The following is a 13,172-nucleotide window of genomic DNA, read 5'->3' as shown; positions in this document are numbered from 1 at the left end:
TCAGATGAAGTCACAGAAGTTGTATCAAGAAGGGAGCGTAGTCTACCGGAATGTCCCTTTCATCTCAAACCTTGCGCGCTTGTCGGTACGCACCAGTGCAGTTGCCCGTCGGCAAGCCCCAGCCCCGGCAGGTTGGCCACCGCCAGCAACTGCCCGTCGCGGTACAGCAGCGGCACGCGCTGGCGGGCGAACAAGGGTAGCTGGCGCTCGTTGAGCAACCGCTTGAGGTCGCGATGGCCTCTGCCCTCGACCGCCATCCTCTCGCCGCCCTGGCGATAGCGCACCTGCAGCGGGCCCTGCGGCAACCTACCGCCTAGTGTCAACTGGCCATTACCGGGCAGTGCAAGCGGCTGGCGCGGGTCGAGCCAAGGCACCGGCTGCGCCGGCGGCGTGAGCCAGTGCGCATCCAGCCAGTAGATGCGCAGGCCACTGCGGTGCAGCTCGCCATCGGCCAGGCGCCATACAGGACGCCCTTCGCCGCCGGCATCGCGCACGTCTTCCCAACCCGACCAGTGGCGGGTGTCCGGCAGGCGCGTGCGCGCCGCCAGCCAGTACTGCAGGGCGTTGCGCTGGCGTGCCGGGGACAGTTGGCGCAGCACCTCCAGATCCAGCGACGGGCAGCCCAACCAGGCGAAGGCATCAGGGGTCGAGGCTTGTGCGAGGTCCTGCTGCGCCACTTCATCGAGCAGGCCCTGCGCCTCGGCCAGGTGCGCGGCGCTGCGCGCCAGGCTGCGCGACGCCTGGGGCCAGCGTCGGGTCAGCGCCGGCAGCACCTGGTGGCGCAGGTAGTTGCGCGAGAACTGGGTGTCATCGTTGCTGGGGTCTTCTATCCAGTGCAGGCCATGCGCGGTGGCGTAGGCCAGCAGTTCATCACGCGGGGTATCCAGCAAGGGTCGCAGCAGGCTGCCCTGCCCCAGCGCCCGCTGCGCCGGCATCCCCGACAGGCCACGCAGGCCGGCCCCGCGCAACAGCCGAAACAGCAGCGTCTCGGCCTGGTCGTCGCGGTGCTGGCCGGTCAGCAGCAGTTCGCCCGGGCGCAGGGCCTGGGCGAAGGCTGCATAGCGCGCGTCCCGGGCGCCCTGCTCCAGGCTGGCGCCAGGGGCGACGTGCACATGGATGATGTCCAGCGGTACGCCCAGGCTGTCGCACAGGCGCTGGCAGTGGGCCGGCCACGCATCGGCAGCGGCTTGCAGACCGTGGTGGACATGGAGGGCACGAAGGGGCGCAGCCGGCTGTTGGGCCAGCAGGTGCAGCAGCACGGTGGAGTCGAGGCCGCCAGAGAGGGCGACGCACCAGCCGGTAGCTTGGTGCCAGGGGGACAGGGTGTTGCGCAGGTCGATCATCGGTGGCCCTTCGCCGGCAAAGCCGGCTCCTACAGAAGCGAAAGGGCCACCGATGAGTTCAGATCAGAGCCCGTAGCTCATCAGGCGATCATAACGGCGCTTGAGCAGCGCGTCGTTGTCGAACGCCTTGAGCATGTCCAACTGCTCGATCAGCGAAGCGCGGATGTTGGCCGAGGCTGCCGCCGGGTCACGGTGTGCGCCGCCCAGTGGTTCGCCGATCACCTTGTCGACGATACCCAGGCCCTTGAGGCGCTCGGCCGTGATGCCCATCGCTTCGGCTGCGTCAGCAGCCTTCTCGGCAGTCTTCCACAGGATCGAGGCGCAGCCTTCCGGCGAAATCACCGCGTAGGTGGAGTACTGCAGCATGTTCAGCTGGTCGCAAACGCCGATGGCCAGTGCACCGCCCGAACCGCCTTCGCCGATCACGGTGGCGATGATCGGCGTTTTCAGGCGAGCCATCACGCGCAGGTTCCAGGCAATCGCTTCGCTCTGGTTGCGCTCTTCGGCGTCGATGCCGGGGTAGGCGCCCGGGGTGTCGATGAAGGTCAGGATCGGCATCTTGAAGCGTTCGGCCATTTCCATCAGGCGGCACGCCTTGCGGTAGCCTTCAGGGCGTGGCATGCCGAAGTTGCGGCGTACCTTCTCGCGCACTTCACGGCCTTTCTGATGACCGATCACCATCACCGGCTGGTCGTCCAGGCGGGCGATGCCACCAACGATCGCGGCGTCGTCGGAGAAGTGGCGGTCGCCATGCAGCTCGTCGAACTCGGTGAAGATGTGGTCGATGTAGTCCAGGGTGTACGGACGACGCGGGTGACGCGCCAGGCGCGCGATCTGCCAGCTGGTCAGGTTGCCGAAAATGCTCTCGGTCAGCGTGCTGCTCTTGTCTTGCAGACGGGCGATTTCATCGCCGATGTTCAGCGAGTTGTCATTGCCGACCAGGCGCAGCTCTTCGATCTTGGCTTGCAGGTCAGCAATCGGCTGTTCGAAATCCAGAAAATTCGGGTTCATAGGCATCCGTCTTGGGTCGACGGCCAGGCGGCCGGCCGGTTGATCCGTTTGGCGCCCTACCTTAAGGGATCAGGCGCATTCAGGTCGAGATTAAAAATTCATCAATTCATCGATATTGCAGGAAGACGTTCTCACGCCCGAACTGGTCACGCAGGGCCTGAATCAGTCCGTCCGCGGGGTCGATGCGCCAACCTTCGCCAAACTGCAGCAGGGCGCGCGCATCGTTGCCGGTGTATTCCATGCTGATCGGGCACGCGCCACGATGGCGCTTGAACAGCTCGCCCAGCCACGCCAGGCGGTCGCCCTTGAGGGCGTCGGCATGGATCTTCAGGCGCAGGCTTTCGGCCAGGTTGGTACGTGCATCTTCCATGCTCATCACGCGCTTGACCCGCAGGCGCAGGCCACCGGAGAAGTCGTCATTGCTGACCTCCCCTTCGACCACCACCATCGCGTCGGTCTGCAGCAACGGCTGCGCGGCCATGAACGCATCGGCAAACAGCGACGCCTCGATGCGCCCGGAGCGGTCGTCGAGGGTCACGAAGCCCATCTTGTCGCCCTTCTTGTTCTTCATCACGCGCAGCGCAATGATCATGCCGGCCACGGTCTGGGTATCGCGGGCCGGCTTGAGGTCGATGATGCGCTGACGGGCGAAACGGCGGATCTCGCCTTCGTACTCGTCGATCGGGTGGCCGGTCAGGTACAGGCCCAGGGTGTCCTTCTCGCCGCGCAGGCGTTCCTTGAGGGTCAGCTCGCGGGCGTTGCGGTGGTTGGCATAGACGTCGGCGTCGGCCTCCACGAACAACCCGCCGAACAGGTCCGAGTGCCCGCTGTCGTGGGTGCGTGCGGTCTGTTCGGCCGACTTGATCGCCTCTTCCATCGCCCCCAGCAGCACCGCGCGGTTACGGTCGATGTTGGCCTGGTAGGCCTTGATTTCGTCGTGGAAGAACGGCCCCAGGCGGTCCAGCGCACCGCTGCGGATCAATGCATCGAGGGTGCGCTTGTTGATGCGCTTGAGGTCGACCCGCTCGCAGAAGTCGAACAGGTCCTTGAACGGCCCGCTGCTGCGCGCCTCGACGATCGCGTCGACAGGGCCCTCGCCCACGCCCTTGATCGCGCCCAGGCCATACACGATGCGGCCGTCGTCGTTGACCGTGAACTTGAAGTCGGAGGTGTTCACATCCGGTGCATCGAGGCGCAGCTTCATGCTGCGCACTTCCTCGATCAGGGTCACCACCTTGTCGGTGTTGTGCATATCCGCCGACAGTACCGCAGCCATGAACGCGGCCGGGTGATGGGTCTTGAGCCAGGCGGTCTGGTACGACACCAGGCCGTAGGCGGCTGAGTGGGACTTGTTGAAACCGTAACCGGCGAATTTTTCCACCAGGTCGAAGATGTTGCCCGCCAGGTCCGGGTCGATGTTGTTGGTGGCGCAGCCTTCGATGAAACCGCCACGCTGCTTGGCCATTTCCTCGGGCTTCTTCTTGCCCATCGCCCGGCGCAGCATGTCCGCACCGCCGAGGGTGTAGCCGGCCATCACCTGGGCGATCTGCATCACCTGTTCCTGGTACAGGATGATGCCGTAGGTCGGCGCCAGTACCGGCTTGAGGCCTTCGTACTGGTAGTCGGAGTGCGGGTAGGCCAGCTCGGCGCGGCCGTGCTTGCGGTTGATGAAGTCGTCCACCATGCCCGATTGCAGTGGGCCCGGGCGGAACAGTGCCACCAGTGCGATAAGGTCTTCCAGGCAGTCGGGCTTGAGCTTCTTGATCAGCTCCTTCATGCCGCGCGACTCGAGCTGGAACACCGCAGTGGTCTCGGCCTTCTGCAGCAGGTCGTAGGTCTTCTTGTCGTCCAGCGGGATGAAGTCGATGTTCAGGTCCGGCAGGCCGGCCTTGGCCTGCTCGCGGTTGATCGTCTCCAACGCCCACTTGATGATGGTCAGGGTACGCAGGCCGAGGAAGTCGAACTTCACCAGGCCGGCCGCCTCCACGTCATCCTTGTCGAACTGGGTTACCAGGCCGCCGCCCTCTTCGTCACAGGCAATCGGCGAGAAGTCGGTGAGTTTGGTCGGCGCGATGACCACGCCACCGGCGTGCTTGCCGGTGCCCCGGGTAACGCCCTCGAGCTTGAGGGCCATGTCCCAGATTTCCTTGGCATCCTCGTCGGTCTTGAGGAAGTCGCGCAGCATTTCCTCCTGCTCGTAGGCCTTCTCCAGGGTCATGCCGACTTCGAACGGAATCATCTTCGACAGGCGGTCGGCCAGGCCGTAGGACTTGCCCTGCACCCGCGCCACGTCACGCACCACCGCCTTGGCCGCCATGGTGCCGAAGGTGATGATCTGGCTCACCGCATTGCGCCCGTAGGCGTCGGCCACATACTCGATCACGCGGTCGCGACCGTCCATGCAGAAGTCGACGTCGAAGTCGGGCATCGAGACCCGTTCAGGGTTGAGGAAACGTTCGAACAGCAGGTCGTAGGCCAGCGGGTCGAGGTCGGTGATCTTCAGCACGTAGGCCACCAGCGAGCCGGCACCCGACCCCCGGCCCGGACCTACCGGCACGCCGTTGTTCTTGGCCCACTTGATGAAGTCCATAACGATCAGGAAGTAACCGGGGAAGCCCATCTGGATGATGATGTCCAGCTCGAACTTCAGCCGGTCGAGGTAGACCTGGCGCTTCTCTTCATAGTTGGGCGTGGTGTCCTTGGGCCAGAGCACCGCCAGGCGCTCTTCCAGGCCTTCATGGGACACATGGCGCAGGTATTCATCGATGCCCATGCCGTTGGGCGTGGGGAAGTCGGGCAGGAAGTGCTTGCCCAGCTGCACCTCGATGTTGCAGCGCTTGGCGATCTCGACCGTGTTGGCCAGGGCGTCGGGCAGGTCGCTGAACAGCTCGGCCATTTCTTCCGGGCTTTTCAGGTACTGCTGGTCGCTGTAGTTGCGCGAGCGCCGCGGATCGTCCAGGGCACGGCCTTCGCCGATGCACACCCGGGTTTCGTGGGCGTCGTAGTCGGTCTGCTTGATGAAGCGCACGTCGTTGGTGGCCACCAGCGGCGCGCCCAGGCGGTCGGCAAGGGCCACGGCGGCGTGCAGGTACTCTTCGTCGCCGCTGCGGTTGGTGCGCTGCACCTCGACATAGAAGCGATCGGGGAACATCGCCATCCAGTCGCGCAGCAGGGCCTCGGCTTCCTGCGGGTTGTTGCCCAGCAGTGCCATGCCGATATCGCCTTCCCTGGCCGCCGACAAGGCGATCAGGCCCTCGCTGGCCGGGGCGATCCACTCGCGTTCGATGACCACCACGCCATTGCGCTGGCCGTCCATCCAGCCACGGGAGATCAGCTCGGTGAGGTTGCGGTAGCCCTTGGCGTTCATCGCCAACAGGCAGATGCGCGACAGCGGCAGGTCGGGGTCGGCGTTGGACAGCCACAGGTCGGCCCCGCAGATCGGCTTGATCCCGCTGCCCATGGCGGTCTTGTAGAACTTGACCAGCGAGCACATGTTGCTCTGGTCGGTGACGGCCACCGCCGGCATGTTCATCCCGGCCAGGGCCTTGACCAGCGGCTTGATCCGCACCAGGCCATCGACCAGCGAGAATTCGGTGTGCAGGCGAAGATGAACGAAAGAAGCCGACATGATGATCCTATAGCAGCACAAAACAACAAGGCCCGGATTGTACCGGGCCTCGATCAAAACTACAGCCTGCGCGGGAGTGGTCAGGCTGAACGGGGGTTGCCTCTACACCGGCAACAGGCCGTTGGCCTGCAGGCCACGGGCCTCGAATGCAGCCCGTACCGGGGCGAACGAGCGCCGGTGAATCGGCGTGGGGCCAAGCCGGGCCAGGGCTTCAAGGTGCAGCGGGGTCGGGTAGCCCTTGTGCCCGCCGATGCCGTAGCCAGGGTAGATCAGCTCGAAGGCAGCCATTTCCCGGTCACGGGTCACCTTGGCCAGGATAGAGGCCGCAGCGATGGCCGGCACCTGGCTGTCACCCTTGACCACCGGCGCTGATGGCACATTGAGCTTGGGGCAACGGTTGCCGTCGATCAGTGCCAGCTTGGGCGTGATGTGCAGGCCTTCGACCGCGCGCTGCATGGCCAGCATGGTGGCATGCAGAATGTTCAGCTGGTCGATTTCGTCGACCTCGGCGCGGGCGATGTGAAAGCTCAGGGCCTTCTCGCAGATCTCGTCGAAGAGCTTTTCGCGGCGCGCCTCGGTGAGCTTTTTCGAATCGTTCAGGCCCAGGATCGGCCGGCTCGGGTCGAGGATCACGGCAGCGGTCACCACCGCGCCACACAGCGGGCCGCGGCCGACTTCGTCAACCCCGGCGACCAGGTCTTCGACCAGGTTGAAATCCAGTCCGATTTGCATTTATCGATGTTCCAGCAAGGCCAGTACCGCGTCGGCTGCCTGGTTGGAGGCATCGCGGCGCAGGGTACGGTGAATCTGATCGAAGCTCTCGGTCTGCTGCTCGCCACCATTCACCAGTGGTGCCAGGGTCTGCGCCAGGGCCTCGCTGGTGGCGGCCTCCTGCAGCAGTTCGGGCACCAGCAGGCGCTGGGCCAGCAGGTTGGGCAGCGATACATAAGGGCTTTTGACCAGGCGCTTGAGAATCCAGTAGGTCACCGGGGCCACACGGTACGCCACCACCATGGGTCGCTTGAACAACAGCGCCTCCAGGGTAGCGGTGCCCGAGGCGATCAATACCGCATCGCAGGCTGCCAGGGCCTGGTGCGACTGGCCGTCGAGCAGGGTCAGTGGCAGGTCGCGGCCTTCGAGCATCTGTTCGAGCTGGGCACGGCGCACCGGGTTGGCGCAGGGCGAGACGAAGCGCACCCCCGGCACCAGCTCGCGAAGCCGCTGTGCGGTATCCAGAAACAGTGAACCCAGGCGCCCTACTTCGCCGCCACGGCTGCCTGGCATCAGCGCCACCAAGGGGCCGTCGGGCAGGCCCAGCGCTTCACGCGCTGCAGTGCGGTCGGCCTGCAGCGGGATGGTATCGGCCAGCGGGTGGCCGACGAAACGCACCGGCACGCCCTGCTCTTCATAGAACCGCGCCTCGAACGGAAACAGCGTGAGCATCAGGTCGCAGCCTTCGCGGATCTTAAGCACACGCTTCTGCCGCCAGGCCCATACCGAAGGGCTGACGTAGTGCACGGTCTTGATGCCGGCCTGGCGCAGTTTCAGTTCGATGTTGAGGGTGAAGTCGGGCGCATCGATACCGATGAACACGTCCGGCTTCTGCTCGATCAGCGTCTGGATCAGCAGCTTGCGGCGCTTGAGCAGCTCGCGCAGGCGACCCAGCACTTCGACCAGGCCCATGACGGCCAGGCGCTCCATGGGAAAGTAGGAACTCAGCCCCTCGGCTTCCATCAATGGGCCGCCGACGCCGATAAAGCGTACCTGCGGATGGCGGGCCTTGAGTGCACGCATCAGGCCGGCGCCAAGAATATCGCCGCTGGCTTCGCCTGCCACCAGCGCTACACAGAGTGGCGCCATGTCAGCGGGTGATGCCGCGGGCGGAGTTCTGGATCGACTTGACGAACAGGTCGACCTCGGGGAACTGCTGGGCGGGCTCGGCCAGTTCGGCGATGGCCTGGTCGACCGTCAGGTTCTGGCGATACACCACCTTGTAGGCGCGGCGCAGGGCATGGATAGCTTCATCGCTGAAACCGCGACGGCGCATGCCTTCGAAGTTCATGCTGCGCGCCTCGGCCGGGTTGCCGAACACGGTGACGAAGGCCGGCACATCCTTGCCGATGGCGGTACCCATGCCGGAAAAGCTGTGGGCGCCGATATGGCAGAACTGGTGCACCAGGGTAAACCCGGACAGTATCGCCCAGTCGCCCACATGCACATGCCCGGCCAGCGCGGTGTTGTTGACCAGGATGCAGTGGTTGCCGATCACGCTGTCGTGCCCGATATGGGCATAGGCCATGACCAGGTTGTGATCACCCAGGGTGGTTTCGCTACGGTCCTGCACGGTGCCACGGTGAATGGTCACGCCTTCGCGGATCACGTTGTGGTCGCCGATCACCAGGCGCGTCGGTTCACCCTTGTACTTGAGGTCAGGGGTGTCTTCGCCGACAGAGGCGAACTGGTAGATGCGGTTGTGCTTGCCGATGCGGGTCGGCCCTTTGAGAATCACATGCGGACCAATCACGGTCCCTTCCCCGATCTCGACCCCGGCACCGACGATCGACCATGGGCCGACCTCGACGCCGTCGGCAATCTTTGCCGATGGATCGATGATTGCCCGAGGGTCAATCAAACTCATAGTTTGCGTTCCGCGCAGATGATCTCGGCCGAGCATACCGGCTTGCCGTCCACCGACGCCTGGCACTCGAACTTCCAGATCTGGCGCTTGCAGCTGATGAACTTGGCTTCGAGGATCAGTTGATCACCCGGCAGCACCGGCTGGCGAAAGCGCAACTTGTCGGAACCGACGAAGTAGTACAGGGTACCGTCCGCGGGTTTGACGTCCAGCATCTTGAACCCGAGGATGCCGGCTGCCTGGGCCATCGCTTCGATGATCAGCACGCCGGGCATGATCGGGTGCGCCGGGAAGTGACCGTTGAAGAAAGGCTCGTTGATGCTGACATTCTTGTAGGCACGAATGCGCTGGGCCTCTACGTCCAAGTCCACCACCCGGTCCACCAGCAGGAACGGGTAACGGTGAGGCAAATATTCGCGAATCTCGTTGATGTCCATCATTTCGGGGGGAAGCCTGTAGTAAAGATAGGGAGCGCGCACGTTCGAGCGGCGCTCCTTTAGCAAATCAAGGAGCGCAGTCTAGCGGCTGGGCGCTCTTGATCAGGAAATGGTATCAGCCTTCTGATGAAGCTTTGTCGCCCGAGGTCACGGCCTCGAGTCGCTTTTCCACTTGTTGAAGACGTTTGGCCATCTCATCCAGCTGGCGAATGCGCGCGGCACTCTTGCGCCACTCACCCAGCGGCTGCATGGCCGTACCGGACGAATAGGCACCTGGCTCGGTGATGGAACGGGTGACCATGGTCATCCCGGAGACGAACACCCCATCACACACATCAATATGCCCGACCATGCCGACACCGCCGGCGATGGTGCAATGCTTGCCGATCTTGGTGCTGCCGGAAATACCGACACACGCGGCCATTGCCGTGTGGTCGCCGACCTGTACGTTATGGGCGATCTGGATCTGGTTGTCGAGTTTCACGCCATTGCCGATACGGGTATCGGCCAGTGCACCGCGGTCGATGGCGGTGTTCACGCCGATCTCGACATCGTCGCCGATGCTCACGCCGCCGATCTGGGCAATCTTCTGCCATACGCCCTTTTCATTGGCGAAACCGAAACCCTCACCCCCCAGCACGGCGCCGGACTGGATCACCACACGCTTGCCGATATGCACATCGTGGTACAGCGTGACGCGCGGGGCCAGCCAGCCGCCTTCGCCGATCACGCTGCGCGCACCGATGAAGCAGTGGGCACCGATGGTCACGCCAGGGCCGATCTGCGCCCCGCTTTCGATCACTGCACAGGCACCGATGCTGGCGCTGGCATCGACCTGTGCGTCTGCAGCCACCACGGCGCTGGGATGAACTCCCGCCACAGCCCTGGGCTTTGGATCGAACAGGTGGGAAACACGTGCGTAGGCCAGGTAGGGATCTGCAACGATCAGCGCGTGACCGGCAAAGCCCTCGGCATCGGCAGCCTTGAGCAGGACCGCAGCGGCCTTGCTCTCAGGCAGGAATTTGCGGTACTGCGGGTTGGCCAGGAAACTCAGTTGTCCCGGGCCAGCCTCGTGCAGGGTCGCAAGGCCAGTGATGTCGAGCTCCGCCGGGCCACTGAGGGTGGCCCCGAGGAACTCGGCCAGCTGGCCGAGTTTCATGGTCGCAGTCATGTTCAACGGGACTGGTTCATGCGCTCGATGACCTGGCGGGTGATGTCGTACTGAGGCTTGACATCAATGACCGCGCCACGCTCGAGTACCAGGTCGAAAGCACCCTTCTTGATCACTTCCTCCACTGCGCCGTCGAGCTTGGGCTTGAGCTGCTTGAGCATCTCGCGGTCGGCAACGGCCTTGGCTTCGTTCAGCTCCTTGGACTGGAACTGGAAGTCACGGGCCTTTTGCTTGAATTCAAGCTCCAGACGCTCGCGCTCGCCCTGGGCCATCTTGTCGCCACCCTTGACTAGACGGTCCTGGATGCCCTTGGCGCTGCTTTCCAGGTTTTTCAGCTTGGTCAGTTGCGGGCCGAATTTCTTCTCCGCATCGACCGCGTACTTCTTGGCCGCGTCCGATTCCAGCAGCGCCATCTGATAGTTCAGGACGGCAATTTTCATCTCGGCAAATGCCGGGGTCGCGATCAGGGTCGCAGCCAGTACAGCCAGTTGAGTCAACTTACGCACGATGCACTCCTACAGAATCCGTTGTCGTTTACGCGGGGCAGACCCTTAGAAGGTCTGGCCCAGAGAGAATTGGAACACCTGGGTATCGGCATCGTCCGGCTTCTTGACCGGCATCGCCAGGCTGAAGCTCAACGGGCCCAGTGCAGTAATCCAGGTCACGCCCAGGCCGACCGAACTGGCCAGGCCGCTGAGGCCGACCTTCTCGCAATCCGGCTTGGAGCCGCAGTTGGTGTCGAACACGTTACCCACGTCCCAGAAAACCGAGGTGCGCAGCGAACGCTGGTCCTTGACGAACGGCAGTGGGAACAGCAGTTCCACGCCGCCCTGCACCAGCACGTTGCCGCCGAACGGCAGTGGGTCCTGGTCCGGGTCGCGCGCAGTGCCAGGGTTGTTGCCTTTACTCGGGGTACTGCGCGGGCCCAGGCTGCTGTCCTTGAAGCCACGCACGGAGTTGAAGCCACCGGCGTAGTAGTTCTCGTAGAACGGCAGGCCCGAGGTGCCGCCGAAGCCGTCGCCGTAGCCCAGCTCGGTGTGCAGACGCAGGGTGTAGTCGTTGTTGATCGGCTTGAACAGCTGGCCACGGTAGTCAAGCTTGAAGAACGACAGGTCGCTGCCCGGGGTGGTCGCCTCGAGCACCAGGCTCTGGGAGTGACCACGGGTAGCCAGCACGCCCTTGTTCAGGGTGGACTCCGACCAGCCGGCCGATGCCTTGAAGTTCAGGTAGTTGTCGCCTTCCTTTTTGACGAAGTCGAAGATCTCGTCAACGGTGTAGCGACCGGTCTTGATCTTGTCCTGCTGGGCGGTGAGGCCGAAGGTCAGGCGCGAAGTCTCGCTGATCGGGTAGCCGACGCTGACGCCCGCACCCAGGCTGTCCACCGCATAGCTGGCCACGTCGACGTCGAGGTCGTCGTAGTCGGTGGTGCGGTAGAAGGCGTTGTAGCCAAGGCTCACGCCATCGGCAGTCCAGTAGGGGTCCACGAAGCCGAAGTTGTAGCGGCTCTGGTATTCGGAACGGGTCAGGCCGATGGAGACCTTGTTACCGGTACCAAGGAAGTTGTTCTGGCTGATCGAACCACCCAGGATCAGGCCGGCGCTCTGCGCGAAACCGACGCTGGCGGTGATCGAACCCGATGCCTGCTCTTCGACGCTGTAGTTCACGTCGACCTGGTCGTCGGTGCCCGGCACGGCCGGGGTCTCGACGTTGGCTTCCTTGAAGAAGCCCAGGCGCTCGAGGCGGGTCTTGGACTGGTCGATCAGGTAGGTCGATGCCCAGCCACCTTCCATCTGGCGCATCTCGCGGCGCAGCACTTCGTCCTCGGACTTGGTGTTGCCACGGAAGTTGATGCGGTTGACGTAGGCACGCTTGCCTGGGTCGACGACGAAGGTGATGTCGACGGTGTGGTCGTCATCGTGAGGCTGCGGCACGCCGTTGACGTTGGCGAAGGTATAGCCTTCGTTGCCCAGGCGGCGGGTGATCAGCTCGGAGGTGGTGGTCATCACCTTGCGCGAGAACACCTGGCCAGGCTGCACCAGCATCAGTGCCTTGACCTGGTCTTCCGGCACCTTCAGGTCGCCGGACAGCTTGACGTCACGAACGGTGTACTTCTCGCCCTCGTTGACGTTCACGGTGATGTAGACGTGCTTCTTGTCCGGGGTGATCGACACCTGGGTGGAGGCGATGTCCATGTTGATGTAGCCGCGGTCCAGGTAGTAGGAGCGCAGGCGCTCGAGGTCGCCGGACAGTTTTTCGCGGGCATACTTGTCGTCGTTCTTGAAGAACGACAGCCAGTTGGTGGTCTTGAGTTCGAACAGGCTGGCCAGCTCGTCGTCGCTGAACTTGGTGTTGCCCACCACGTTGATGTGCTGGATGGCAGCGACGGTGCCTTCGTTGATCTTGATTTTCAGACCTACGCGGTTGCGCGGTTGCGGCACCACCTCGGCGTCGACCTCGGCCGAGTAGCGGCCCTGGGCCACGTACTGGCGCTGCAGCTCGTTGCGCACACCTTCGAGGGTGGCACGCTGGAAGATTTCACCTTCGGCCAGGCCCGACTGCTTCAGACCCTTCATCAGGTCTTCGGTGCTGATGGCCTTGTTGCCTTCGATCTCGATGCTCGAGACGGAAGGACGCTCGACCACGGTGATGATCAGGACGTTGCCGTCGCGACCCAGTTGGATGTCCTGGAAGAAGCCGGTCTTGAACAGCGCACGGGTGGAATCCACCAGGCGCCGATCATCGGCCTCGTCCCCAACGTTCAATGGCAAGGCGCCGAACACGCTGCCCGCGGAAACCCGCTGCAGACCATTGACACGAATATCGGAGATGGTGAAGGACTCGGCGTGAACTTCAGCGATCATCAGTACGGCGAGAACCGCAGTTAGCAGCAGACGTTTCATGAAGTCCTTTCTTATTCCAACTGGCAATAAACGACCCACCGCGGGAC

Annotated in this window: 10 protein-coding genes; all 10 read right to left on the bottom strand. The window is 63.6% G+C overall.

From position 1 onward, the window contains the following. Nucleotides 1-59 precede the first annotated feature (59 nt). The 10 genes from tilS to bamA all read right to left on the bottom strand — a co-directional run bounded on the left by tilS (nt 60) and on the right by bamA (nt 13,125). Nucleotides 60-1,343: a tRNA lysidine(34) synthetase TilS gene (gene tilS / locus LOY33_RS06240; RefSeq protein ID WP_258662274.1), complete on the bottom strand. Its 1,284-nt coding sequence runs from the start codon at nt 1,341-1,343 to the stop codon at nt 60-62. A gap of 63 nt (nt 1,344-1,406) precedes the next feature. Beyond that, nucleotides 1,407-2,354 carry an acetyl-CoA carboxylase carboxyltransferase subunit alpha gene (locus LOY33_RS06235; protein WP_043863266.1) on the bottom strand — a complete coding sequence of 316 codons (948 nt, stop codon included), beginning with the start codon at nt 2,352-2,354 and terminating at the stop codon, nt 1,407-1,409. 106 nt (nt 2,355-2,460) lie between these two features. Then, entirely contained in the window at nt 2,461-5,982 is a 3,522-nt protein-coding gene (dnaE, locus tag LOY33_RS06230; RefSeq protein ID WP_258662272.1) for a DNA polymerase III subunit alpha, read from the bottom strand. A gap of 102 nt (nt 5,983-6,084) precedes the next feature. After that, nucleotides 6,085-6,714: a ribonuclease HII gene (rnhB, locus tag LOY33_RS06225; protein WP_054914999.1), complete on the bottom strand. Its 630-nt coding sequence runs from the start codon at nt 6,712-6,714 to the stop codon at nt 6,085-6,087. Continuing rightward, nucleotides 6,715-7,842, bottom strand: coding sequence for a lipid-A-disaccharide synthase (gene lpxB, locus LOY33_RS06220; protein WP_123752969.1), 1,128 nt, complete (start codon nt 7,840-7,842; stop codon nt 6,715-6,717). Nucleotide 7,843: 1 nt separating this feature from the next. Then, complete coding sequence (gene lpxA / locus LOY33_RS06215) at nt 7,844-8,620, bottom strand: acyl-ACP--UDP-N-acetylglucosamine O-acyltransferase (protein WP_043863262.1); 777 nt, start codon at nt 8,618-8,620, stop codon at nt 7,844-7,846. Beyond that, nucleotides 8,617-9,057, bottom strand: coding sequence for a 3-hydroxyacyl-ACP dehydratase FabZ (fabZ, locus tag LOY33_RS06210; protein ID WP_038613986.1), 441 nt, complete (start codon nt 9,055-9,057; stop codon nt 8,617-8,619). The genes lpxA and fabZ overlap by 4 nt, the downstream gene beginning before the upstream one ends. Nucleotides 9,058-9,169: 112 nt before the next feature. After that, a complete protein-coding gene (gene lpxD / locus LOY33_RS06205; RefSeq protein ID WP_058541488.1) occupies nt 9,170-10,225 on the bottom strand; it encodes a UDP-3-O-(3-hydroxymyristoyl)glucosamine N-acyltransferase in 1,056 nt (351 codons plus the stop codon). Nucleotides 10,226-10,227: 2 nt separating this feature from the next. Continuing rightward, nucleotides 10,228-10,731, bottom strand: a complete 504-nt coding sequence (locus tag LOY33_RS06200) for an OmpH family outer membrane protein (protein WP_043863260.1) — start codon at nt 10,729-10,731, stop codon at nt 10,228-10,230. Between the two features lie 45 nt (nt 10,732-10,776). Beyond that, entirely contained in the window at nt 10,777-13,125 is a 2,349-nt protein-coding gene (gene bamA / locus LOY33_RS06195) for an outer membrane protein assembly factor BamA (protein ID WP_043863259.1), read from the bottom strand. Nucleotides 13,126-13,172: the final 47 nt, after the last annotated feature.

Source organism: Pseudomonas sp. B21-036 (assembly GCF_024748925.1).
In the GTDB taxonomy this organism is placed as follows: Bacteria; Pseudomonadota; Gammaproteobacteria; order Pseudomonadales; family Pseudomonadaceae; genus Aquipseudomonas; species Aquipseudomonas palmensis.
This window is presented reverse-complemented; position numbering and strand designations above follow the sequence as displayed.

Excerpts from the sequence above, each read along its gene's own strand:
- rnhB (WP_054914999.1), bottom strand. The coding sequence starts at position 6,714 with ATGCAAATCGGACTGGATTTCAACCTGGTCGAAGACCTGGTCGCCGGG.
- fabZ (WP_038613986.1), bottom strand. The coding sequence starts at position 9,057 with ATGATGGACATCAACGAGATTCGCGAATATTTGCCTCACCGTTACCCG.
- LOY33_RS06235 (WP_043863266.1), bottom strand. The coding sequence starts at position 2,354 with ATGAACCCGAATTTTCTGGATTTCGAACAGCCGATTGCTGACCTGCAA.
- tilS (WP_258662274.1), bottom strand. The coding sequence starts at position 1,343 with ATGATCGACCTGCGCAACACCCTGTCCCCCTGGCACCAAGCTACCGGC.
- dnaE (WP_258662272.1), bottom strand. The coding sequence starts at position 5,982 with ATGTCGGCTTCTTTCGTTCATCTTCGCCTGCACACCGAATTCTCGCTG.
- lpxA (WP_043863262.1), bottom strand. The coding sequence starts at position 8,620 with ATGAGTTTGATTGACCCTCGGGCAATCATCGATCCATCGGCAAAGATT.
- lpxB (WP_123752969.1), bottom strand. The coding sequence starts at position 7,842 with ATGGCGCCACTCTGTGTAGCGCTGGTGGCAGGCGAAGCCAGCGGCGAT.
- lpxD (WP_058541488.1), bottom strand. The coding sequence starts at position 10,225 with ATGACTGCGACCATGAAACTCGGCCAGCTGGCCGAGTTCCTCGGGGCC.
- bamA (WP_043863259.1), bottom strand. The coding sequence starts at position 13,125 with ATGAAACGTCTGCTGCTAACTGCGGTTCTCGCCGTACTGATGATCGCT.